General features: G+C 70.6%; 28 protein-coding genes and 1 pseudogene. All 29 read right to left on the bottom strand.

All coding sequences use genetic code 11. The features are described from left to right. Window positions 1–43 precede the first annotated feature (43 nt). Window positions 44–838, bottom strand: coding sequence for a hypothetical protein (locus tag ACFVS6_RS14660; protein ID WP_389703803.1), 795 nt, complete (start codon window positions 836–838; stop codon window positions 44–46). Next, window positions 835–1,710, bottom strand: a complete 876-nt coding sequence (locus ACFVS6_RS14655; RefSeq protein ID WP_389703802.1) for a sigma-70 family RNA polymerase sigma factor — start codon at window positions 1,708–1,710, stop codon at window positions 835–837. The genes ACFVS6_RS14660 and ACFVS6_RS14655 overlap by 4 nt, the downstream gene beginning before the upstream one ends. Further along, entirely contained in the window at window positions 1,707–1,925 is a 219-nt protein-coding gene (locus ACFVS6_RS14650; RefSeq protein ID WP_389703800.1) for a hypothetical protein, read from the bottom strand. The genes ACFVS6_RS14655 and ACFVS6_RS14650 overlap by 4 nt, the downstream gene beginning before the upstream one ends. Before the next feature lie 761 nt (window positions 1,926–2,686). Beyond that, complete coding sequence (locus ACFVS6_RS14645; RefSeq protein ID WP_389703798.1) at window positions 2,687–3,373, bottom strand: hypothetical protein; 687 nt, start codon at window positions 3,371–3,373, stop codon at window positions 2,687–2,689. Next, window positions 3,370–3,583, bottom strand: a pseudogene (locus ACFVS6_RS14640) (hypothetical protein); the annotation flags it as partial. The gene ACFVS6_RS14645 and the pseudogene ACFVS6_RS14640, both read right to left, overlap by 4 nt. Before the next feature lie 264 nt (window positions 3,584–3,847). Beyond that, window positions 3,848–4,075, bottom strand: coding sequence for a hypothetical protein (locus ACFVS6_RS14635; protein WP_389703797.1), 228 nt, complete (start codon window positions 4,073–4,075; stop codon window positions 3,848–3,850). A 203-nt stretch (window positions 4,076–4,278) separates the two neighbouring features. Then, window positions 4,279–5,262, bottom strand: a complete 984-nt coding sequence (locus ACFVS6_RS14630; RefSeq protein ID WP_389703796.1) for a hypothetical protein — start codon at window positions 5,260–5,262, stop codon at window positions 4,279–4,281. A 28-nt stretch (window positions 5,263–5,290) separates the two neighbouring features. After that, window positions 5,291–6,241 carry a phosphotransferase gene (locus ACFVS6_RS14625; RefSeq protein ID WP_389703794.1) on the bottom strand — a complete coding sequence of 317 codons (951 nt, stop codon included), beginning with the start codon at window positions 6,239–6,241 and terminating at the stop codon, window positions 5,291–5,293. Further along, window positions 6,241–7,392: a hypothetical protein gene (locus tag ACFVS6_RS14620; protein WP_389703793.1), complete on the bottom strand. Its 1,152-nt coding sequence runs from the start codon at window positions 7,390–7,392 to the stop codon at window positions 6,241–6,243. The genes ACFVS6_RS14625 and ACFVS6_RS14620 overlap by 1 nt, the downstream gene beginning before the upstream one ends. Before the next feature lie 13 nt (window positions 7,393–7,405). After that, window positions 7,406–8,065 (bottom strand): histidine phosphatase family protein, encoded by a 660-nt coding sequence (locus tag ACFVS6_RS14615; RefSeq protein ID WP_389703791.1) that lies wholly within the window; start codon window positions 8,063–8,065, stop codon window positions 7,406–7,408. Between the two features lie 244 nt (window positions 8,066–8,309). Then, window positions 8,310–8,801 (bottom strand): hypothetical protein, encoded by a 492-nt coding sequence (locus ACFVS6_RS14610; protein WP_389703789.1) that lies wholly within the window; start codon window positions 8,799–8,801, stop codon window positions 8,310–8,312. Next, the gene (locus ACFVS6_RS14605) at window positions 8,801–9,001 is read right to left on the bottom strand and encodes a hypothetical protein (protein WP_389703788.1); all 201 of its coding nucleotides are present in this window, start codon (window positions 8,999–9,001) and stop codon (window positions 8,801–8,803) included. The genes ACFVS6_RS14610 and ACFVS6_RS14605 overlap by 1 nt, the downstream gene beginning before the upstream one ends. Window positions 9,002–9,092: 91 nt before the next feature. Then, entirely contained in the window at window positions 9,093–9,395 is a 303-nt protein-coding gene (locus ACFVS6_RS14600; RefSeq protein ID WP_389703786.1) for a hypothetical protein, read from the bottom strand. Window positions 9,396–9,493: 98 nt separating this feature from the next. After that, window positions 9,494–9,844: a hypothetical protein gene (locus ACFVS6_RS14595; RefSeq protein WP_389703784.1), complete on the bottom strand. Its 351-nt coding sequence runs from the start codon at window positions 9,842–9,844 to the stop codon at window positions 9,494–9,496. Window positions 9,845–9,874: 30 nt separating this feature from the next. Beyond that, on the bottom strand, window positions 9,875–10,090 hold the full coding sequence (locus ACFVS6_RS14590) for a hypothetical protein (RefSeq protein ID WP_389703783.1): 216 nt from the start codon (window positions 10,088–10,090) through the stop codon (window positions 9,875–9,877). Beyond that, on the bottom strand, window positions 10,087–11,031 hold the full coding sequence (locus ACFVS6_RS14585; protein ID WP_389703781.1) for an AAA family ATPase: 945 nt from the start codon (window positions 11,029–11,031) through the stop codon (window positions 10,087–10,089). The genes ACFVS6_RS14590 and ACFVS6_RS14585 overlap by 4 nt, the downstream gene beginning before the upstream one ends. A 55-nt stretch (window positions 11,032–11,086) precedes the next feature. Beyond that, window positions 11,087–11,596 (bottom strand): hypothetical protein, encoded by a 510-nt coding sequence (locus ACFVS6_RS14580; RefSeq protein WP_389703779.1) that lies wholly within the window; start codon window positions 11,594–11,596, stop codon window positions 11,087–11,089. 114 nt (window positions 11,597–11,710) lie between these two features. Continuing rightward, complete coding sequence (locus ACFVS6_RS14575; protein WP_389703777.1) at window positions 11,711–11,929, bottom strand: hypothetical protein; 219 nt, start codon at window positions 11,927–11,929, stop codon at window positions 11,711–11,713. A gap of 51 nt (window positions 11,930–11,980) precedes the next feature. Next, the gene (locus tag ACFVS6_RS14570) at window positions 11,981–12,373 is read right to left on the bottom strand and encodes an RRQRL motif-containing zinc-binding protein (RefSeq protein ID WP_389703775.1); all 393 of its coding nucleotides are present in this window, start codon (window positions 12,371–12,373) and stop codon (window positions 11,981–11,983) included. 144 nt (window positions 12,374–12,517) lie between these two features. Continuing rightward, a complete protein-coding gene (locus ACFVS6_RS14565) occupies window positions 12,518–13,078 on the bottom strand; it encodes a hypothetical protein (protein ID WP_389703774.1) in 561 nt (186 codons plus the stop codon). Between the two features lie 180 nt (window positions 13,079–13,258). Beyond that, entirely contained in the window at window positions 13,259–13,801 is a 543-nt protein-coding gene (locus tag ACFVS6_RS14560) for a hypothetical protein (protein ID WP_389703772.1), read from the bottom strand. A 92-nt stretch (window positions 13,802–13,893) separates the two neighbouring features. After that, complete coding sequence (locus ACFVS6_RS14555; RefSeq protein WP_389703771.1) at window positions 13,894–14,040, bottom strand: hypothetical protein; 147 nt, start codon at window positions 14,038–14,040, stop codon at window positions 13,894–13,896. A 102-nt stretch (window positions 14,041–14,142) separates the two neighbouring features. Beyond that, complete coding sequence (locus tag ACFVS6_RS14550; RefSeq protein ID WP_389703769.1) at window positions 14,143–14,331, bottom strand: hypothetical protein; 189 nt, start codon at window positions 14,329–14,331, stop codon at window positions 14,143–14,145. 83 nt (window positions 14,332–14,414) lie between these two features. Beyond that, entirely contained in the window at window positions 14,415–16,565 is a 2,151-nt protein-coding gene (locus tag ACFVS6_RS14545; RefSeq protein ID WP_389703768.1) for a chromosome segregation protein ParM, read from the bottom strand. Between the two features lie 81 nt (window positions 16,566–16,646). Beyond that, the gene (locus tag ACFVS6_RS14540) at window positions 16,647–17,063 is read right to left on the bottom strand and encodes a conjugal transfer protein TraB (protein ID WP_389703766.1); all 417 of its coding nucleotides are present in this window, start codon (window positions 17,061–17,063) and stop codon (window positions 16,647–16,649) included. 17 nt (window positions 17,064–17,080) lie between these two features. Beyond that, window positions 17,081–19,309 carry an ATP/GTP-binding protein gene (locus tag ACFVS6_RS14535; protein ID WP_389703764.1) on the bottom strand — a complete coding sequence of 743 codons (2,229 nt, stop codon included), beginning with the start codon at window positions 19,307–19,309 and terminating at the stop codon, window positions 17,081–17,083. Window positions 19,310–19,436: 127 nt separating this feature from the next. Further along, on the bottom strand, window positions 19,437–19,622 hold the full coding sequence (locus ACFVS6_RS14530) for a hypothetical protein (RefSeq protein ID WP_389703763.1): 186 nt from the start codon (window positions 19,620–19,622) through the stop codon (window positions 19,437–19,439). Window positions 19,623–19,741: 119 nt separating this feature from the next. After that, entirely contained in the window at window positions 19,742–20,218 is a 477-nt protein-coding gene (locus ACFVS6_RS14525) for a hypothetical protein (protein WP_389703761.1), read from the bottom strand. A 113-nt stretch (window positions 20,219–20,331) separates the two neighbouring features. Beyond that, the gene (locus tag ACFVS6_RS14520) at window positions 20,332–22,557 is read right to left on the bottom strand and encodes a hypothetical protein (RefSeq protein ID WP_389703759.1); all 2,226 of its coding nucleotides are present in this window, start codon (window positions 22,555–22,557) and stop codon (window positions 20,332–20,334) included. Window positions 22,558–22,563: the final 6 nt, after the last annotated feature.

Below are 22,563 nucleotides of genomic sequence, written 5' to 3'. Positions count from 1 at the left end.
AGCCGGGCAACCGCGACACGTGCCAGGTGCCGCGACCGCGCCGTCAGCGGCTCGCTGCCTCACCCCATGTTCGGCCGCCGCTCCTCACTCGATCTGTCTGCGGGGAAGCACAATCGTGCTCCTCCTTGACCACAGTCGGACGAGCGGGAAGCCGGCTGGACCCCGGACGCTGGTCCGCGGACTTGCCCGGCAAGAGGCTTCGGATCTTGCCAGCGAAGTCAGGGCCTGGGAGTGGGAGGTCCATGTCAGGCTCGCGAAGATAGCCGGTAGCCACAGCGGTGGGCATGTAGTCCATGAGTCCGGTGACCGCGGGGGAGCGGGGCCTGGCGATCTGTTTGGCCAGGTGGTGCAGGATACGCAGGATCGTGGTGGTGGGTGCGCCGTCGATCCGATCAGGCGTCTGCCCTTCGGGCGCGGGCTGGACGTCGTCGGTCTGACGATGCCACCACAGGGCGGTGTCGTCCTCTCCAAGCGCGAGGTGGTGGAGGTAGAGGCAGTAGGCCGCGGCGGCCTGGCCCGCACCGGCGGCGTACTGCCACCAGAACCTGGCGCCGTCCTCCGCGTCGGTCAGTTGGAGAACACAGGCGAGGACCAGGGCGCTGCGAGGCTCGGGTACTTGCTCCGTGACGAACTTGGTGACGGTGCCGGCCGGAGTGTGACTGACCAGGGTCTCGCAGAGCGCTCGGAGATCATCGGCTGCGGCATGGTTCGGATGCTGGCCATTGGGCCGAGGGATGGCCTGCGCGCTGTCGGGGGTGGAGGAGGGCACGATGTCGGCTGGCACGACCCGGTCGCGGACCAGCAGGGCCCGGGAAAGGATCGCTTCGACGGATGTCATTCGATGAGTCCTTCGGTGTCGGGCGGCGGGCAGAGCGTGTTTTCCACGTGTCGGAGGGCGTGCAGTTCGTCGGACAGCACGGTGGGAAGCGGTAAGCCAAGAAGCGACGAAGCTTCCTCGGGAGAACTTCCACAGAGGTAGCGGAGCACCATGACGTCCTGGTGGGCGTCGGGAAGTCCGCTGATCACCCTGAAGAGTTGAAGGCTCTCGGCGAGCTGGGCGGTGCGCTCGGTCGTGTTCGTCAGGTTCTGCAGGGCGACCGTGTCGAAGGCGGCGAGTCCGAGGTCGGGTCGGCCGTCCAGGTGGGGAGTTCTCGCCATGACATTGGACCGCAGGGTGTTCCAGGCGAAGCGGCGGCTGTCGGGGCTGGCGAGGGCCTCGGGCCAGATCAGCCAGAGGATGTTGAAGGTGTTCTCCACAGCGATGTCGATCGACTCGCCGAAGAGGAACACCTGGGCGTAGCGCCGGTAGCCGTTTTGCACTGTCTGGCAGAAGGCTCCGTGGTCCAAGGGTGGGATGTCATCCGTGATCACGAGAGGCTCTCCGGTGGATCGTTCGATCCACCCGGGAGACTTCTGGACGTCGAGAGCCGCTTGGCGCCATAGGCGGTAGAGGGGCCACTCCGGCATTTCCAGCTCGCTGGACAGCCGGTTGAGAACCTCCCACCGCGGATAGAGGCCCAAGCCGCGCAGGAGTTCGGAGAGTTTGGACTTGGCCAGTGGCACCTTCAGACTCAGCTCGTCCAGTGTCATGCCGCTGGCCAGGTAACTGCCTCTGACCGGATCCAACCAGGCCCGGTGGGAGCTTCCGACGTTGGTCGCGATCGGGCCGAGTTTGCGGCCGGGCCGCTTGGGGTCGAAGGAAATCGTCACCGGGCCCCGTCCTCCCCGTCGGGCACCGCCTCAACGCGATGACCGGATGCCGGCGCACTGCGGGCACGGCTTGCCTGGATGACCTGCTGGATCGTCAGCCCCAACACCGGGGCGAGAGTCACGATCGCGGATTCCTGCCCTATCGCGACCATCGCCACGCTCCAGCCGAGCACTATGAGCAGCGCAGCGATGGTCACTATGTGCTTTCGTTCCATGCCATTCCTTAGACGTCGGTGACGGCCTTGTCCGCCTGGCCATCCGGGACCACGGCGGAACTCTCCTCCGCCGGTGCCGAACCGTCGTTGGAGAGGCGCCTCAGCATGGACCGCCGCACCAGCGCTACGCCACGTGATCATGGATTCACGGAACAATCACCCTCACGAACCGTCAGAAAAACGACCACAGATGACCGTTCGCGTCCAGGGAATGGCTCAGGAGTCACTCAGCCGAGAGAAGTTCCGGGTTTTCCTTGCATCCCGCCACCCACAGCCGTCCAATGGAAACAGGACACCATCGGTGTCGGCCTTCCATCCGGAAGCAGCTGCTCTCATGCCGAGATTCACCCCGGGGGCAGCTCAGCCGTTGTCCTCCTGACCGCTGTTGGAGGCCAGGAGGACAACGGGCGCCCATCAGGGCCTGATGACGCTAGCCCACCCCTCTGACAATGCGTCCGACCGCCGCTTCTGGGTGGGCCTCTGGCCACCCCACAGTGAGACTGTGCCTGGCAAGCCAGAAACCGCCCACTCGGTTTACCGCGGTAAACCAGAGCACGTCCGCGGCCCTGCGGCCTGACCCGGTGCCGACTCTGCCGGCCGGTGACCCGTCTTCGTTTACCGCGGTAAACCAGGCGCTGCCGCCAGCGGGGGAGGAGGTCGGCGCTCAAGGGCCACTCGACGTAGCTCCGCAGAGCGACGATCCGCGACAGGTTCCCGATCCTCGCTCGCCCGCTCCAGCCCCTTCCCAAGCGCAGCGGTCATCATTCTTCGTGCCCTGGACGCGCGTTGGCTCGTACTACGGCTGCGGCCAAAAGCACGGTGACGTCGGTCCGGTACGGGTCGATGTAGTTCTCGCGGTCGTCGAAGTCGAACGGTGCGCTCGTCGCCGTGACGGTGAATCCCGGGAGGAGGGTGGCCGCTCGGTCCTGCAGTTCGGTGTTGAGGCGGTCGGCGTCGCGGGAAGCGATCCGGGTCTGCGAGTAGGGACCGAGGCGAAGCAGGGTGAAGCTGGATCCCTCGGGCTCGCGGGCGTGGACGTCGACGCTGTAGTGGGCCGGGGACATGCCGACGTCGTCGGGGAGGTCGAGGCCCGCGGCCGCATGGGAGAGCGCGGTATAGGCCGGCTGCCATCGACCAAGGATTGTGGCGGTCGCGCAGCGGAGCCAGCCGGTGTTGTACCAGCGGTCGTACGGCGTGTGCGGGGTGTTGGGGTGGACCAGGGCGACGGCGATCACGTCGGGTCCGCGGTCGTCGCCCGGCCGGATGTGGGCCCGCTCGATGTGGGCGCCAACCCGGACGGCTACATCCTCGCAGCAGCCGGGCGTCCAGGGTTCGGGGGTGCGCAGGGCGGCGACCATCGCGCGGAACGCGTCGACGACGGCCTGATCCTCGGGGGCGAGGACGGTGTCGCGTGCGGTGGCGCAGCGTCGGAACAGGCGACGGTTCATCTGGGGTTCTCCTGCTCGGGGTGGGTGGTGGAGATGAGGGCGAGGGCGGCGGTCACGGTGTCGTTGAGGGTGGTGGGGACTGGTACGCCGTGGCGGCGGGCGACGTAGATCAGGTAGCGGTTGCGTTCGAGGTTGGGGCAGTCGGGTGGGCAGCCCAGGACCGCCCGTCCCGACCTCGAGGCCGAACTCGACGTTGGTGGTCATGGCCGGCGGCGGGGATGGGCTCGCGGGCCATGACCAGGGTGATGGTGCCGTTCACGCCGTGGCTCCGTTCTGCGCGGCGGCGCGGGCGGCGCACACCGAGGTGCTGAGCGCGGTGATCAGGTCGCCAAGCGACCCAAGGACACCAGCCCGCTGGTCCTCATCGCGGTGAAGGAGACGCAGGGTCTCGCCGCGGACGGCGGGGCCGACAAACTCCTTCGCCTCGTCAAGCAGCTAACTCCGAACCGAGGCGGAAGACGGCAGCCGCCCCGCCTAGGCGACCCACCGATCGGTCGACGGCCGGTCGGCCCGGGTCACGGCGACGATGTCCGGGGCGGCGGCCACCGCCGCGGCGAGCGTGTCCCGCACGGGTACGCGGTGCCGCTCTGCGACGGAAATCAGGTAGCGGTTGCGTTCCGGGTTGGGGGAGCCGTCCGGTCCGATCGGCGGGTGCAGGTAGCCGAACGAGATCAGGCGGATCGAGTGGGTCGGGCGGACCAAGATGCCTCCGGTTCGCTGGTGAAGGTCAGGAACGACACGACGTAGCGCCGTGCCCGGGCGGGAAGGTCGGGAGCCGGAGCTGCAGGGGTGGACGGCGGGGGACCGCTCCAGCACGGTGCGTGGGATGCGGAGGGATGAGCTCCGACGCTCGCCGTGCCGGTGCGTCAGCCGTGGACTCGGATCATGGACGCCGTACGCATGGCTCAGCGAGTCAGGTTGGCGAGGAAGGACTCGGCTGCCGACCACGGGGTCAGCTCGATGCCGAAGCCGCTGTGTACATCGGGTCCTTGGATGTGAACCAATCGGCCGGACAGGTGGACGACGTCGCCGGTGCGGAACGCCCCGGTATAGGCACCGAGGTAGCTGCGAAGGTGGGTGATCCGGCGGGCGAACACGGAGGGCTCGTCAACCGTGGACTCGATGACGGTGTCCACCTCGATCCCGTATAGCGCCGGCGTGACCAGGCCCTCGGAGTGATCCGTGATCCGGGCTAGGACGGAGATCGCCCCTACCTCTTTGGCGACCACCCCCGCGAACGTCTTGTCGCCGTCGGCCCTGAGCGGCTCACAGTTGATGTGCGCCCCCGCACCGGCTGTCAGGCCCTGCAGTTTGCGGGCCTCCTGGCGCATGAGCGCGTCGAAGCTTCCTCCCACCATGTACTTGGCGCGCCGCACGTACAGCCGGGTGAGGCTCTCGCCCTCGTACGGATGGATGAGGGCGCGTTCGGCGAACAGCGCTTGCGCCGCCTCGTAGCCGCGCGGCCCGTAGCAGACCAGATCGATGTCGGAGCGGGCGTTGCAGGCGCCGACCAGGAAAGACCCGGTCACGCCGATGACGTCCGCGGCGCCGGCCGTGACGATCCAATTGATGATGGCGAGCAGGTCCTCGCTGACCGCCGTTCGGTCCAGGAGGCCGGGGGCCTGGTGCAGTGCGGCGAGGGTCTGGCGGCAGGAGTAGTGGGTGACGATGTCCTCACGGGGCACGCCGGTGATGACGCACCCCACGGCGGCGGAGTAGATGTAGCACTCGGGCCGGTCGGCGAGAATCCCGAACGCTTTGGACACGACGCTGTTCTGCCGGTACGTGCGGCCGAACAGCACCCGATCGCCGCGGGCATCCGGGTAGTACTTGACGTACCCGAGGAAGTGCGTGCCGGGATGGACATCGCCGATGACTTTGAAGATCACCCCAGCGCGGTCCAGGAGGTAATCGCGGTCACGGATGGTCGCCAAGGCTGTGCCCAGCGGCGAATTCTTCGAGGCCGGGGAAGTGGGCGGTGTCGACCGTCCCGGTGCGCTCATACTGCTCGAGTCCCTTCATGAAGAGGTGACGGCGGTACTGCCACTTCAGGTGCTTGTCCGTGCGAGAGGCGTCGGTGGGCCGCATCAGGGCGAGGAAGAACAGGGCCTTGACGAGCAGGTAAGCGCCCAGGTTCTGGCTGGCCGGCTGTCCGAATGCGTTCAGGCTCGCGTCGTCCAGCGCATCGAGGTAGCGGCGTCGTTGGCCAGGGCCGGCGGCGTAGCCCTTGTTGCCGCCCTTGAAGGCGATGATTTCCAGGGCCGGGACGGCGTCGTATCCCAGGGGCACCAGGCCGTGGTGCTGCCAGTCGATGACCCCGGCCGGCAGGACGTTGGGCAGGCCGTAGTCGAGGTGGCCCCACACCAGCGGAACCGTCTCCAAGTGGTCCAGTGCGTCATCGAGCGCGGCGTGCGTCCGGGGGTTGTCCAGGTCGGGGTTCTCCTGGAAGACGTTCTGGGTGAACCCGGCGCCCTCCAGCCACTGCCGCAGTGTGCCGGGCGTGGGCTGGACGCGATGGGCGGCCTGGGCGCGCAGCAGCCGGGCGGCGACCTGCGCGGCAGTGTCGACGACGACGTCGGCCAGGTCGCGACCCTCGTCCAGTGACGCCACTGCCCGGTCGTGCAGGGTTTGGTCGCCCAGCGACTCCTCCACGACGAAGTAGCGGCCGGCGTCGGTGACACCCGATTCCAAGATGTGCGGAACCGGGTAGTCCAAGTCTGCGATCCGGCGCTGGAATGTGGCCTCCGCCTGGAGGTCGGCGCCGCCGGTGCGCAGGTAGCGCGTTCCGTCGCTGGAGACGTACACCGCGCCGTCGTCGGCGGCGGTCCGCTTCTTGACGAACCGCCAGCCGTTCTCGTTCTCGTTCATCAGCTCGCTCCTTCCGGCTCCTGCGCGAAGCCGTGGGTGACCGGGTACTCGGGGATGGCCTGGGACAGGGTCCGGACATCCATCACCCAGCGCATATCACCCGCCGCGACGCTGCGCCGCAGTTCGGCGAGGACGCCACCTTCGGGTGTGTCCGGCCGGGCCAGGTGGGCGCGGCGCCAAAACTTCAGCAGGCCCGGAAGCTGTGCCGCAGTGATGCCCGCCCGCAGATGCAGTGAGCACAAAGGCAGGAACCATGCGAGGAACAGATTTCGTAGCGCCGGGCTGACACGCTGCACCTCACACAGCTGCTGCAGCGCCGCGCTGTCGTCGTACGGGATGCGCCCGTGCAGTGCGTACCGCAGCCGCGTTCCGTTGTGCTGCCGGAATGGGGCCCCGTAGGCGGCGACGTTGGCCGCGGCGTTCTCGGTGACCGCCATCACGGGCCGCCCGGCGTCGGATCCGGCGGCCGCGGCCAGTACGGCGATGTGCAGGCCGGCTCGCGGGTCCAGGACCAGGCCGTCGAGCCCGAGCGGTGCGAGGCTGATGCCGTGGTCGCGGGTGCGGGACAGGATCAGCCGCTCCGGAACGTTGTGGGCGATGGTCAGCAGATGTCCCGGTGTCCGCGCGTGGTGGGCGTGGAAGTCATCCCGTGCGAGCACTGGTGCGCCTGGGGGCCGGTCCCAGAACAGCAGCCGCCGCGTGTGGGGCCGCGAGCGCTGATGCCCGCAGGCCCGGCAGGCGTGGGCGACGCTGCCGGTCATGTGACCGCAGCGGGCGCACAGACGCACCGCAGCGGGAGCGACCGCCAGAACGCCTTCCCGCAGAAGGTGTTCAATCATCTCCAGCGCGAGGGCGGCCACGACCGGCGCGGTGTCGGTGAGAATCCCACCGGCCGGGACCGCGCCCGGTGCGTACTTGGCGGCGATCGCGCGTTCTTCCCTTTGCTGCCGGCCGACGGTGCCCCCCTCGGGGGCACCACGGTGGCGCAGGTCTCCGGCCAGAGTGACGGTGTTCCACAGATGCGGGACCGGCCCACGGTCGAGGAGGGCGTTGAGTGCTTCGGCCGCGCGGATACCGGCCGCCTTGCCGGGCCGTTCGGCGAAGGTGAAGAGGCCGTTCTGCACGGGCCCGTTGAGGTACAGGACGTTCATGACCACAGTCCTTTCAGCAGTCCGGCCGGACGGTGCCGCGGGCGTGGAAGAGGCCTCCGGCCTGTTCGTAGACCAGGACGGCGGCGTTGGGTGTCTTGCGCACACGGGCCTCCTCGACCAGTTCCGTCACGGGCCGGCTCTCCAGGACCGCGCGCAGCGCGAGGATCGCGGTGTGGTGCGTGAACGCCACGACATCTGCCCCGCGCGCGACGGGCAAGCCCTCGACGAACGCCGTGGCCCGCCGCATGACCCCGCGGGCAAGGGACTCCCCGCCGGCGCCGGGAGGAGTCCACAGGTGCTTGCGGGTCTGCCGGTCCTGCGTCCCCTCCGGGTAGGTGGCGAACAGCTCTCGTTTGGTCATGTAGGTGGCCGCGCCGTAGTGCTGCTCGTTCAGGAGCGCCGTCACCTCGAACGGCAGACCGGGCAGAGCAAGCGCGGCGGTGTCCAGGGCGCGGCGGTACTGCGAGGTGCGGACCGCCGGTTCGGGTCCGGCCAGCTCTCGCAACGCCTCCCGCAGCCACAGGCACTGAAGGAAGCCACGGGGCGTCAGGCCGACAACGTCCCGGGACAAGGCGTGCGCGGCCGGCCCGGTCCACGGTCGGGGATCCTCGTAGAGGCCGGTGTACTTGGTGGCGTTCTCGATGGACTCGGCGTGGCGGACGAGGAAGAGCATCTGCGTCCTCTCTGTGAAGGTGCCGTGCCGAACAGCGCCGTGCCCGCACGGGAGTCGGGCACGGCGCTGCGTGTGTGTTCGGCGGCTACTGGGCAGTGGCGTTGGCGACCACGAGGAACTGGTCGCTCGACAGGTCCATCAGGACCTGAGCATCGGCGCCCTGGGCCCTCTGGGTGGCGGCGCATTCATCGGCGGGCCAGGAGGAGCCGCTCCAGGACGGTGCGGGGCTGCGTGGTGATGACCATCAGGCGTCGCTGCCGGTCACACGCTCGTGGATGTCGATCAGGGTGGCGATGGCGTCCGGGTTGTCTGCGAGGCCGACCCACATGCCGCCGGTGGTGAAGACGGGCACGGCATCGGTATCCGCGTCGAAGATCACAACGTAGTCGCCGTACCGGTCCAGGACCATCTCCCGCAGGACGGGGAGTGAGGCGGTGTCCAGGACCTTCAGCGCGTCGACGGTGAGCCGGGTCGGGGCGCCGTCGGTGGTGGGCTGGAGAAGGGTACCGGTGACGCGCAGGAGGTCGCCGGGCTGGATGTCGCGCAGCAGGACGTCGGTGATGCGTGGGTCGGCGGTGGTGCAGACGTAGATGGTGTCCGGGGTGTCGGCGGCGATCCGGTCCGCGTCGGCGGGGGAGTGGATCAGATCGAAGACGGCGGTGCCCCAGCCGATGCCGGGGCCCGGGATCGCATCGACGTAACCGTCCACGGCGAGGTGGGGCGGGGGGCCGGCCATCAGCGGGCCTCCGTCGGGGCCTTGGCGGTGCGCGGGGAACGGGGTCGGGGGGTGTACTGGGCGCGGAGCAGGACCTCGCAGTTGTGCTGTTGCCGGCCTGGGGTGATCGGCCGGGCCTTGGGGCCGCTGCGGTGCCAGAGCGGCGAGGCGGGCGGTTCCGGGTAGGCGAGGGCGTGGTCGACGTCGCGGTGGGAGGACATACTTGGGTCTCCGTCTCGTCTCGTACGGGATGGGAGGCCCGGGACAGGCGAGCTGGTTTGGACGCCGATGTGCGTCTGTCCCGGGGCAGGGCTACAGCTCGAACGGGCGGGGGTTGAGCCAGCTGTACGGGCTGTTCCAGGGGCCGGCCTTCGCGGCGGGCCAGTCGAGTTCCCAGCCGGGCCGGTAGCCGCAGGCGCCCCAGCCGTCCGGGCGCCCGTGGGGGATTTCGCGTCCGGCTTCCGCCGCGGCGCGGGCGGCGTCGTAGACCTCGTGGGCGGCCTTGATGGCGGCGCTGTTGCTGTCGGCGCGGCCGGTGAAGACGTGCACGCCGCGCAGGCCCGGCGATTCGGTGTTCCGTATGGGGACGTCCACCTCGAAGTAGTCCTTGGCCATGACGTCCAGCTCCTCTCGTGCTCGCGGTGGTGAGGGACCACCGCGACCGTCCCGGCCCGGGCCGGTGGCGGCAGGGGGCGGGGCGGCACGGAGGACCATCACCCAAGCGCGGCCGGATCCGCGGCGAGGACTTCGTAGACGTCGATCACGTCCTCGCCGCCGGACCAGGTGCCGGGGGCGTGGCGGATGTAGACGATGCGCAGCGGGGAGCCGTCGCGGGCGGCGACGTCGTACTCGTGCACCAGGTGCTCTTTGAGCGCGGACCGTACGGCCGGGGCCACCGACCGGGCGGGTACCCGGGCGGGGAAGGGCAGGAAGTGGGCGTCGTTGACGGTGGTGTACTGCAGGGCCTGGCGCGGCCAGAGCCGGGCGGCGTTCATCGCGCTGTGCTCGCGCAGGGCCTGGGTGTGGGCGTCGTAGTACGTCTTCGCGGATGCGGTCATGGGCATGGGTGGGTCTCCTTCGGAGTGCCGGTCGGGTCAGAAGCCGAGGTCGAGGCGGATCGTGATGGGGATGCGGCGGTCGCCGTAGTCGCGGCGCGGGTCGTGAACGGTGCGGCGGTGCGCGGCAAAGCCGGCCGCACCTCCCTGGATCGGGATGCGGCACTCCCCGCAGCCCGACAGCCACTCGTCCCCGGCCGGGAGGTCGGCCGGGGTGAGGGGGTGCGGGTGGGGGCCGTCGGCGGCGCGGCTCACGCGCGGACCGCCTCGCTGTGCAGCTGCTCCTGGGCCTCGTCGTCCTGGTCGTGGCCGGTGTTCGAGCCGTGGACGGTGCAGACGATGTCCTCGCTGTCGTCGAGGTCGCCGGCCAGGGCGCGGGCGAGGCAGGTGACGCTGTACCCGGGCGCCCAGGCGTAGCTGGTGCATTCGTCGTCGTGGGGGCAGGGGAGCGCGACGTCGAAGCCGTAGTCGCCCTCGCCGTCGACGTTGGTCCGGAACGCGAGGGTGAGGTACTGCCGGCCGAGGCGGATCTCCGCGACGCGGTCACCGTCGGCGGTCGTCGAGCCGGGCTTCCACCGCCACAGCGGCAGGATCTCTTCGCCGAACACGCGGCGTACGAGCAGCATCTCGCCCAGGCCGTCGCCGCCGTCCAGCCCGAGGTCGGCCTGCCGGGCATCGCCCAGCCGCTGGAGGAACGGGAGCAGCTGGCGCAGGCTCTCGGAGAAGAGGACCCCGTTGAAGCCCTCGGCCAGGAGCTTCGGGTGGGAGCGGAGCATCGCGGTGTGCTGCGCGCGGACGGTGTCGTCCGGGACGGTCCGGTTGGCCGCCCGTGGGGCCTGGCGCTCCACGCACACGGAGACCGGGGTGGAGACCATGACCGCGATGGCGGGCATGTTGTGCCGCTTGGCGGCGGCGACCAGCGGCGCCCTTGTCGCGGGGGTGACGTTCGTGGCGTCTACGACGGTGAACCGGCGGCGGCGCATCCGGGCCTCCAGGAGCAGGTGCAGGGCTGCGACGGCGTCGCCGGTCGCGTCCTGGTCGCCGGCGTCGTCGCTGACCGTCTCGCGCAGCGCGTCGAGAGAGAGGACCTGCGAGGCGGGCCAGGTCCTGGCGAGCGTGGACTTGCCTGCTCCGCTGGCCCCGATCAGGACCACGAGGCAGCTGTCAGGCAGGTACGGGAAGAACGACGACGTCATGCGAGAACTCCTTGGATCGTGGCTGCGGACGGGATGCGCGTGAGGGACGGGCGGGTCACCGGGTGGTCGCGCTGGTGGTGGCGATGAGCGCGGCGACGGTCTCGCAGCCGTGGTGGAAGGCGCCGTCGAGGTGGAACGCGCCGTTGATGCCGTGCGAGGCGAGTCGGTAGAAGCCGCCCTTGCCGGTCTTGTCGGCGAGCTTCTCCAGCAGGCCCTTGCCCGGGACGCGGCGATCCGCGGCGTAGTGGGTACCGAACGAGACCGCGAGCGCGGTGGCGGCCGCGGCGGGGTGAACCCGGATGCCGAGCGCGCGGGCGCCGAGCCCGGCGACGATCGCCTGCGTGGCCACATAGGTCAGGCAGTGGTGCAGGCACGCGGCCCGGCCGCTGGCCGTTCCGTGGGTGGTCTCCTTCTCGGTGACGGGGTCCGTGAAGGTGACCGGGTGCTCGTCGGAGGCGCCCTTCACGCGGGCGCAGAAGTCGGACTGCACCCAGAAGTCGCCGATGGCGCTTCCGGCGCGGGTCAGTCCGAGCAGGGCGGCGAAGACAGCGGGGCGGTACGTCATGCTGGGGTCTCCTGATCTCGAATGCGGGTGAGGGAGCGGGGTGGCCGGCCCTTTGCCGATGCGCGGCCACCCGGCGGTCCCGACCCCGGCCGGTATGGCCGGGGTCGGGGTCGTTCAGAACGGGGCTTCGTCCGGCCAGGCCGGAAGGGGCTGGAGCCGGACGCGCAGTTCGCGCCGGTCGGACCAGCAGCCGCACGCCTCCATCTCCGGATTCGCGCCGCCGGTCCACCAGCCGCCCTCGCCCCTGCAGTCGGGGCAGGAGCGGCGAGGCCGGGGCGTCAGCTCGATGCGGTGCCGGTCGGCGTGGAGCTCGAGGTGGCTGGCCCTGAGCACGGCGGTCCTCTCGGATCAGGCGGCAAGCAGGTGCTTGGCCGGGGGAGCGATCTAGGAGGCGGGGTCGGCGAGCGTGCCGTCGAAGCACTCCAGACAGGACCCCAAGGTCTGCAAGGGAAGGCAGTGGAAGTAGCGCCGGCCGCAGGGGCCGGGACACGTCTGGCGTGCGGCCATCGCCTTGTCGAGCGCAGCTTCCTTCGCGAGCGTCATCGCGAACTTCGGCTTCGCCAGGTCGATCCGGTACAACCACGCGAAGCGCTTCCCGCCACGGCACTCGATCCGCGCGACGGGCTCCTGGCCGCCGGGGCGCAGTCCCATCTCCCGCAGTTGGCGGCGGGTCGCAAGGTCCGTGCGCCCGGCCTGCCTCCAGAGGAAGACAGGTAAGGAGCCGTCGCCGGGGTCGTACGGGTCGACGTCGACCAGGTCATGGTCCTGGTCGGCCATCACCTGCTCCATGCGCCGGGCGACCGGTCGGGGCGCTGCGGGTAGCGGGGGCCGGGGCGCTGCGGGCGGAGCCGGCCGATCCGGCGGCGCGGGCGGGGGATGAGCACGGGCTGTTCCTCCGGTCGTCGGTGGGCGGTGCTCGAATCAGGCGGTGATGCCGGCGATCTGCGCGGCCTGGGGGCCGGTGAGGGTGAAGTCGGAAGCGGCGAGGAGTGCTTCGGCGACAGCGGTGATGCGGGCCCACTCGCGGTCGACGCGGTGCTGGGCTGTGGCCATGACGTGGTCCCAGGCCAGACCGCCGCCGGGGGCGGGCCCGGTCTCGGTGACCGGGACGCCTGCGGCGGTGAGGATGTTCAGCGTCATCTGCTTGTCGTGGTCGGCCACGGTGAGGCTCGCCGTCTCGGGGGTGAGCCGGCCGGACTCGGCGAGCTGGTGAAGGTCGGCGGCCTGGCCGGAGGCTCCGCAGACCACGGCGATGTCCAGGTAGCTGCCGAACGAACGGGCCCAGGTGGTGGCGCCGGTCCAGCCGGTGACACCGTCGCGGGCGATGGTGTGGATCCGGACACGCTCGCAGGTGAAGCCGATGAGCTGGCCGAGCACGGTGTGGCCGGCCTCGTGGAAGGCGAGGCCACGCTGGATCAGCGGGAGCGGGGTGAACACGTTGCGCGCGTGCCGGTAGGGCGTGTGCTGGTCGAGCTCGTACATGGCGTCCTCTTCCGGTTCCGGTCGGTAATGGTCAGCGCTGCGCCCCACCGACGTCGTGCTGGTGTCGGCGGGGCTCTGGGGGTGGTGCTGCTGGTCGGGTTCGTCTTGTGGAGGCCGGAGGGCCTGGCCCGCATCCGACCGCGAGCGGTTCGGGTGCGAGGCAGGTGGTCCGGAGCGGGGTCAGAGGCCGCAGGCGTCGGCGAGGTCGGCGGCCTGGTCGAGCATCCGCATGGGGATGCGGCCGCCGGCGAAGCCGTCGTTGAAGGACGGCACGGAGTCGACCTCGCCGAACTGCCGGCGGATCGCGTCCATCAGGACCTCCAAGCCGCGTGACTCCAGGTTCTGGTCGCCGCGGGCCTCGGCGTGGATCGCGCCGTAGAGGCAGCGGGCGCCTTCCGCGTCGACCAGAGCGCCCGCGCACCAGCCGCCGGTGAGCAGCCGGTGGTGCGCGCGCTGCAGCAGGGCGGCTACCGGGGTCGGGTAGGGCGTGGGCGGCTGAAGGGTCGGGGTGAGCGGGACGGTGACGACGTCGGCCAGGTCGACGGGCTCGGTGGAGATGTGCGCGGTGTTGACCTCGTGGGCGACGGCCGCTTCCTCCAGTCGGACGGTCATCGCCGCGTTGATGAACGCCATGCGTTCCTCGAGGGACAGTTCCGCCGTCGGCGCGGCGGCCTGGGTGGTCGGGGGGTGGGTTATGGCGGGGGAGGGGGCGGTGGTGGGCATGGGCGCTCCTGGCGGGGTACGCCGAAGGGCGCCGCCGAGGTGGTTCTTCGGCGGCGCCCTTCGGCGTCGTGCAGCGGGGAGGGGAGGGCGGGCTAGTCGTCGGGGGTCAAGTTCAGCGCGCCGCAGTTCCAGCAGTCCCATTCGTCGGGGACTTCGACCAGGTCGCAGCAGTCGCACCCGTCGCCGTGGACGACGCAGTCCTCGTCGCAGCTCCAGCAGGTGAAGTGCAGGTGTGCCATGTCTCTCGTCTCCCCCTGTGTAATGGGTGGGGCCCGAGACGAGCATGCGCCAGATACCCGAGCGCTGGTACGGCGTTGGCGGAACTGGTCGATGTACGACGATCAGAAGCCGGCGACCAGTCCGGCCAGTGAGGCCAGGGTGCTGTTGATGAACGGGGCCAGGCCGGTCGCGGCGAGGGTGAAGCCGAACAGGGTGCAGACGAGCGCGGAGCCGATCCGGACGTAGCCGCCCTTGACCAGGACAACGACGATGATGCACAGCAGCGCGGCGGCGGAGATGGACAGGGCCACGGCAGGGTCCTCCTTGTAGGGATCGGGTGGGGCCGGCCGTGCTCGGGCAGGCCGGCCCCACCGGTGATGGGTTGGGGGGAGGGTCAGGCGTTGTTGAGGCTCTTGATGGCCTCCAGTGCCTGGCGGGGCGAGGCGATCTGGGGCTCGGAGCGGCTGCTGGCGGCCTTCGGGCCGCGCTTGCCGCCTCCGCCCTTGCCGCTCCCGCTGTGTCGGCGGGATCCGCCGCCGTCGTCGTCGCCGCCGTCCGTCGGCTCGGGCCAGAACTCGCCGGGTCGCGGCTCGGGCTCGCTCCAGTCGAACCACAGGCCGAGCTTGGTCAGCTCCTCGATCTCGTGGTCGGTGAGCCGGTGGATCTCGCTGGGGAACAGGCCGGAGAGGTCGTGGTCGAAGTCCACGTACAGCGCCTTCATCAGGACGGCGCGGCCGTTGTCGAGGACCACGACCGCGACACCGCCGGTGGAGACACCGTTCTCTGGCTCGGCCTCTCCGGCCATGGCCCGCTCGATCGCACTGCCTTCCTTGGGGGCGTAGCGGGCAGGGATGGTCGGGACGTCGTAGGCGTTCTCCATGGTTCCCTCCGCCGCCTTGCGGGTGGCGCCGGGCGAGCCCATGTTGAAGATGACCGGGCGGGAGTTCTGCCGGAGGTTGTCCTTCATCTCCGTGGAGAAGCCGTTGTGCGCGAACGGGCTCTGTCCGGCGGGGTTGAAGCCGATGCCGTACTTGAGGCCCATGACGGTCAGGGCGTCGCCGTCGGCCTGAATGAACTCGCCGTACTCGGGGTCCTGGCTCGCGGTCATGAACTCATCCGCGTAGACGTTGAGCTGCTTGTAGGGGCAGCGCGGGTCGCCGGGCTTGTAGTCGTGCGGCTTGCCGTCGTGCGCCCACGGCATCTCCGCGCGGATCTGGCACAGGGCCTTGGCCGCGCGCAGCTGGCGGGCCATGTAGAGCGGGGTGATGCCCTGGCGGTCGATGTACTCACCGAGGGCGGTCGTCTTCTCGTCCTTGAAGCAGGAAGACAGCCACACGACCTGCCCGGCGTTGGACTCGGCCACCATGGTGACGGCGAAGAACTGCGTCTTGCCGCCGCGGGTGACACCGAGGACCAGGCCGTGCTTGGCGGCGTTCTTGTCGTGCTGGAACACGAAGTTGTGCACCGGCTGGCCGGTGATGCTGAACCCACACACGTACATGCCCTTGGCGTCCGGGGTGAGCAACTCACGGGTGGCCGGGAACTTCGGGGACAGCGGCGGGGTGTCGAACACACTGATCAGGAACTCGGCGCCTTCGAGCAGGACGAAGACGCGGCTGTCGTCATCGGGCAGACCCAGGCCGCGGCAGACCTTGGCCAGGTCGATGCGCGGGGTGTCGGTGGGGTCGGCCATCCTCGCCCGGTAGAACGTCACCCCGCGCTCGGTGTCGCGGGTGGTGTGGACCAGCTCGGAGCCGGGGGCGCCGCCCTTGGGTCCGCCGACCCGGTCCGTCCAGCGCTCCCGGGGGGTCGGCTTGGTGCGGCGGCGCTGGTTGGCGTCGGGGGTGATGCGGGCCTCCAGCCAGCCCGGCCCGCCCTGGCGGCCGGGCTGGACCGCGACGTCCATCAGGACGACGTCGTGGGCGGGCACGCCGAAGGGGGCGGCGACCGCGGTCTCGGACAGGCCGGTGATGGGCCTTCCCGGCTCCGAGGCGCGCAGCAGGAGCGTCATGTCGTGCCGCATCCCGGGGTGGCGGGTGGCCTTGACGATGTGGGTGCGGGCCGGGCTTCCGGCCTGCTCCCACATCGTCCGTGCGTCGCGGGTGAGCGGGTCGGCGCCGTCGTCGACCGGCCGCGGAGCCTCCTCTGCGACGAGTTCGGGCGTCGGCTGCGGGGCGGGGGCGGCGAGGGCGGGGCGGTGGCGGGGGCGGGCGTGCCGGGAGTACGGCATCACCAGGTAGCCGGCGGCCGTCCATCCGGCGGCGAGCAGGCCGTCCAACCAGTAGGGGCCCCAGCCGGTGGTGGTCTTGGCAGTGACGTCGATGGCGGCGGCCAGGACCAGCGGGGACCAGCGCAGGATCTTGCGCCCGGCGCCGTGCGCGTCGCTCTTGGCGGCCAGGATCCAGCCGCCGATCCCGGCGGCGCCGGCCAGCTGCACGACCTGGTTGACGGGGCTGTCGGGGTAGATGTTCGGGGCCACGGCCAGCACGGGCGCGGCGAGGGTGTAGGCGAGGCGTTCGAGCACGACACTGCGCGGCGTGGACACCAGGTTCTCCTTCGGGAACGAGGACGGGCGGCCCCGCAGAGGTGCGGGGCCGCCCGTGACGGGGTGGGGGAGGGGAAGGGGTCAGCGGTTGAAGAAGCCCGGCCTCGGGGTCCTCTCGCTCCGGTTGGAGCGAATGTCGTCCAGCGCCCCGTACAGCTTGGCGTGGGTGCGCTTGGTGTGGTGAGCAAGGTCGGCGGTCTCCTGCGCCCTGTCACACAGCCGCTTGACCTCCAGGGCCGCGCCGCCCAGCGCAACCGAGACCCAGTTCGTCATTTGCACGAACTTGGCATCCAGCTCGGCGTGCTCGATGTCGCCGGCGACGTCGTGGGTGTGGGCGGCGTTTGCTTTCATGCTGCGCCGCAGCGCCTCAAGTTCGAGGCCGGCGTCGTCCATGGCCTTACTGAGCTTGTCCAGCTTGCTCTGGACGGACTTGTAGCGGTTGTCCCCGTCGGCGGGGGCCACGGCCCTGCCGGTACTGCGGGGTGCGGGGTTACTCATCGGCGGGTTTCCTCTTCCTAGTCGTGGTGGGCGGCGGCCGACGCGTGCGTCAGGCCCGCGTCCTCCTTGGCCGCCAGGTCCTCGCCGTAGACGCGGGCAACCTGCTGGGCCGCGATCTTCGCGGCCTCGTTGGCGGTGCCGCACTGCTCGGCGCACCGCCAGGCCTGCTGTTTCATCTCGTCGGCCTTCTCGGCGAGCTCGGCGATCAGGTCGGTGACGTCGGCGGAGAGGTTGTGGTCCTCCGCGAGGTCGGCGGCCATCTCCTCCAGAGCGTCCGCGACCTTGCCGAGCGCCTGCCGCAACTCTTCGGCGCGCTCCTGGTCGGAGGCCGCCTTGAGGGCGATGTTCGCCATCACCACAAGGAAATCGCCGAACGTGATGTCCGTGCGGTGCTGGTTGGGCAAAATGCCGTGCGTGGACGGCCTGCTGACCGGTGCGCTGCTCACGCTGCTTCCTTCCATGCCGGTGGGCCGGCTGGTGCCGGGACGTTCGGTGTGCGGCTCCGGGGCGGGCGGCAGGCCCTTGACGCCGGTCGTCACCGCGGCCGGAGCGTCGGGGACGATGTCCGCGTCGGCGATGTCGTCCCCGGCGGCGGCGGCTCCGGCCGGGCGTGGCGGGCGGCCGGGGTGATCGGGCCACTCCACCGTCGGAGTGGGTGGGGTCCCGAACCGGCCCTCGGAGGACCGTCGTCCGCGCCGGCCTTCACGACCAGGACGACCGGCACCCCGATTACGGTCCCGCTGTCCGGTCCGGCCCGAGCCGTCGGAGCGGCGTCGGAACCGGCGGAACCGGCGGCGCTTCTTCGTACCGTCGGACGGCTCGTCACCGGCCTTGGACTCCTTGCCGATCTCGTCGCCCGCCGGGTCGGCCGTTCCTTGGCCAGAGGCACCGTCAGGGCCGTCCTCGGGGTCCTTCTTGGCCTTGTCGTCGGCGTCGGTGCCGGTGCCCTTCGAATCGGTTCCCTTGGTCTTGTCGTCGTCCTTGGTCTTGTCGTCCTTGGCCTCCTTGTCCTTGGTCAGGTTCACCTTCTCCGTGCCGGCCTTGTCGGCCGTCGCCTCGGCGCGGCGCTTGTTCCAGCGGCGCTGGGCTTCCTCGCCGACGGCCTTGCCCAGCGTGGTGCGGCCCGCGTCGGCCGACACCGCGGCTTCCCGCTTCGCCTTCCGTGCCGTCTCCCGCTCCGCCTTCCTCGCCCGGCGGTCCTCCCACTGCTGTTGCCGGTTGGCGCGCGTCCGGTCCCGGTTCTTGCTCCGGTCGGCGACGCCGGCGGTGTGCCCGGCGCTGCGGCGTTCCTGGCGCCCGGCCTGTCGGGTCGCGGCGCGATCGGCGCGGCCGCGGGCCCGCTCCGCACGGGCGTTGGACACCGGACTGCGGTCTTGGGCCCGGCCGCCGTCGCCCTTGTGACCGGAGCCGCCAGAGCCGCTGTGGGAGCCCTTCGACCCCCCGCCGGAACCGGCGTGCCCCGAACCGGGAGAACGGCCGCCAGAAGGCCGTTCAGGGCCCTTCGCGGCGCTCTTGCCGCTTCCGGCCGCCCCGGATCCCGAACGCCCGGTGGATCCGCCGGAGTTCGAGCCGCGGGGCCCTTGCCCCTTTGAGCCGGGCCCCGTTCCGGCGCCCGAGTTGTTGCGGGACCCGCCGCCACCGCTGCCGCCCCCGCCACGCGACGGCCCGCCTCCGCCGCCGGCCTTCGAGCGGCCTTTGTCCGCTCCGAGCCCGGAGCTGGGGGACTTCGTGCGGTCGGCGTCGGCCTTTCCGCGTGCCGCCGCCTTGTCGCCCTTGGCTTTCATCATCGCGGTGTGGAGCTTTGCGTTCTGCTCCATCATCGCGACTTCCTGCGCGGTGCGGCCTTCCAGCAGTGCGGCCTTCCGTGCTATTTCAGCCTCGCGGAAAGGCGCTTCGCTTTCTTGGTTGTACCGCGCCATTTCGAGGCGGAATTCCAACCAATCACCGAGACGGTCGGCGAGGGAACGTGGTTGGACGTATTCACCTTCCTCATATTCGCCTTCTTCTTCCGCGTATCGCATTGGGGCGAATCCGTCCGAACGTAATGCCGTGGCCGGGTCCGGCGCGGCCGGGATCGCCGGAAGTTCCATCGTGGTTTCTTCGGGCGTTTCCGGCGAGGCGGCGGGAATGTCCTCCGGGGCCGTAATGGTGTCGGCGAAGTCCGGAATCGGCGGCGGGGCGTAGGAGGGCTGATCGCTCCATGGGCCGCGGACCAGGATCCCGTTCGGGTCGTCCACGTCGGACACGGGACGTCTCCTTCCAGGGGTTGACAGACAGGGGGTCTCGTGTGCACGCGTGTGCACGTGCACGTGTGCACGCATTACGCGAGGCGAAGGCCCCGCCGGAGTCCGGCGGGGCCTTCGTTGGGGGTGTTCAGCGGCGCGGGTCGTGCTGCTCCAGTACCTGGTCCGCGTACTGCATGAGGTGGTTCCACAACCTCGGATCGCCCTCGGCCCGCCTGTCGATCGCGAGCTTGAAGAGGCGGCAGACGCTCGTGAAACCGCGGATGACGTCATCCCGTCCGGCCCTGACGTCCTGGGTGATTCGGGTTCGAGTCACGCGGAGCCAGAATTCCATCCGACCAAGCTCGCCGCGACTTTCGATTGCCCTGCGCTCCTCATCCTTCAGCCAGCCGTTGCGCCCCTGAATGGAGCGTTCCGTGCTGGTGAAGGGGCGCGTCACGCCGACTCCCTGTTACCCATGTCGTAAATCGACGTGGGGCCACCGTAGCCGGAATTCCGGATCGGCGCACCCTGCTGCGACGGATACTGCGGGGCGGCCTGGAGCGGCGGGGCGTTCTTGCGCTGCTTTTCCAGCTCCTTTTCCTTCCTCTTCTTTGCGGTATTCGAGACCGCCTCGTCGTGGGCGCGGCGCTTGAATGCGCTCTTCTCCAGGCCCTTGGTGACGCCCTCGACGTGCTTGAGCACGTCCTTGAGGGCGCGCTCCACGGGCTGGGCGCGCAGCCAGGCGTCGAACCAGCGGTCACCCGAGACGTGGGTGTCGCGGCAGTGGACGCGGGTCTCCAGGGCCAAGGCCTCCAGGTTCCTGCCGATGTCCAGCAGGACCCGCTGAACGTCGGCCAGGTACCGGGCGGTTGCCTCCGGGCTCTTCGCCACATCGCGCAGAGGTGCGTGATTGGGGTCGTTGCTGTTCACGGCGGGTCTCCTCCTGCTGTACTGGGTGGGCTGTGGACTGCTTCCGGCAGTCGCAGCGAGGGCCAGCCCGCTTCCTTCGGGCTGGCCCTCACTGGCGTGTGCCGGACACGGGGTCACGTCAGGTGCTTGTCCGCGTCCTCGGGGCGCAGCAGGCCGGCCTGTGCGAGCAGGCGTACTGCGCGGGTGTTGTTGACGGAGAGCTTGGTGCGGGCCTGGTAGAGGGTTACGAAGCCCTTCTCGTCCCGGGGCAGGTGCTGTACGAGCGCGAGGAGTTCCTCGTCCGTCCGTACACCCGTAGCTGTACGGTCCGCGCCCCCTGTACCGGTGGTTCCGGTTGCGGGAGCGGACACGATGTCTGTACCTGTACGGGCTCCCGGAACACCCTCGTTGCCGGGCTGGGTACGGGCGCTGATGGCGCCGGTGCGTCCCTGGACGGCCGCGCTGGCCGTCCCGGTACGCCCGACCCCCGTCGTACGTGTACGCGCCACCCCCTCGGAGGCGGTGTGTACGCCATATGTACGGCCGCTGTACGCCCTGGTCATCGCCGCTTCGGTGCCGCCGCCGTGCGGCGGGTGCGAGGCGGGGCGTACAGGGTCCGTACCGTCCCATCCAGCGCCCGAGCCGTTCGGCTGAACCGTGTTGTGCGCGGCGTACAGGCCATGGCTCGTGCCCTCTGTACGGCTGGACGGCGCGGTGTCCGTTCCGTCGGTACGCCGGTGCGTACCTGTACGGGCGGGCATTCCGTTTTCGCCCTCCGTACCGGGACGGACGCCCGCCGCGGCATTGCCGTCGTGGCCGTCCACACTGTCGATGTGCATGAGCGTGTGGACGCGCCAGATGACGGCCACGAAGATCAGCACGACGAACGTGGTCAGCTGCCACGGGGCCGACTGACCGTCCTGGACGAGGTGCGCCTGCTCGGACAGGTGGTAGGTCACGTTCGCCGACGCCATGAGCAGCAGCGCGTAGGGGATGTCCTTCTTGGCCCGGAACGCGGTGACGCAGTAGACGTCGATCGAGACGGGGAGCAGCGGGGCGACGTAGGGGTGGATGCCGACCATGCGGGCCAGTTCGTACTCGCCGGAGGCGGCGAGCCCGACGCCGGCGGCGAGCGCGATCCATGGGGCCGTCTTCCACGCCTTGCGGCTGATGTTCTGCTGCCAGCCGTTCCAGCGGGACGCGGACTTCTTAGCCTCCCGAGCCTCCTCCAGCAGCCGGCGGGCACGGGCCTCATCGGCCTTGGCCCGCTCGGTGACGGCCTTCGCCCTGCGGTCCGCCTCCGTGGTGATGCGGTCGGCCTCCTTCTGGGCGGCTTCGCGCAGCTGCACCGCGACGGTCTTGGCTTCGTCCCGCAGCCGGTCGCGCTGCTTGTCGCACGCCGCCTTGAGCCCGGCGAGCTCGTCGGCGAGGGCCTTGCGCTTGGTGGCGGCCTCCGCGTCGAACCGGTCGGTGAGGGCGCGGAGCTTCGTCCGCAGCTCGGTGCGGGCCGCCTCCGCCTCGGTGTGCGCGGCCGCGACCCGGTCGTCGGCCTCGCGGCGCCGGTCGTCGGCGGCCTTGACCGCGTCCGCGTACAGCGTCTCCGCCTCTGCGCGGCGGCCGTCGTACTGTTCGGCCGCCGTCGCCGCGAGGGCGGCGAACCGCTCGCGGGCCTGGTCAACCTCCCGTTGCGCCGCGGCGAGCAGGTCGTCGGCCTGCTCCTGGGCGCGGGCGACGATCTGGCGGGCCTCGGTGCGGCGCTGGTCGACCAGGGTGCTGATCTCGGCGAGGTCGGCCTCCGCCAGGCGGCGCAGCTCGGCAACCGCCTTGCCCGTGGCCGCGCGGTCGGTGGCGGCCAGCTCGGTGAGGTCGACGACCTGCGCGCGAGCCTCCCCCACCAGGGTGTTGGCACGCTCGCGGGCCTCCGTCAGGAGCCAGTCGGCCTCGCCGCGCGCCGCCTCCAGATCCTTCTGCGCCGCCTCGCGTTGGGCGGTGGCCTGCTGGTCGGCGGCGGCGGTGATGCCCGCGGCGCGGGCCTGTGCCTCGGTCATCAACACGGTGACCTGCTCGTGCGTGTCGGCGACGGTGCGCGCGGCCGCAGTCTCGGCTTCCACCTGAAGGGCGGCGGCCTCCTCGCGCGCGGTGTCGACCACGTCGGCGGCCCGGTCCCGGGCGTCCGCGACGCGGGCCACCGCCTCGATGTCGACGACCTCCGGCTCCAGGTCTGTCGTCGTGGCAGGAGCCGGGGCCGGGACCGAGCAAGCGTCGGAGGTGGGGGAGGCGGTGGGCTGCGTCGTCGGACGGGAGGCCGCCGGCTTCTTGCGAACGGGGGTCCTCTTGCGGGCGGTTCGTGTGGCGGCCACGCCGCC

This window comes from Streptomyces sp. NPDC057939 (genome assembly GCF_042887545.1).
Classification (GTDB): Bacteria; Actinomycetota; Actinomycetes; order Streptomycetales; family Streptomycetaceae; genus Streptomyces.
The sequence above is the reverse complement of the archived record's forward strand: the minus strand, read 5'-3'. Positions and strand labels throughout refer to the sequence as shown.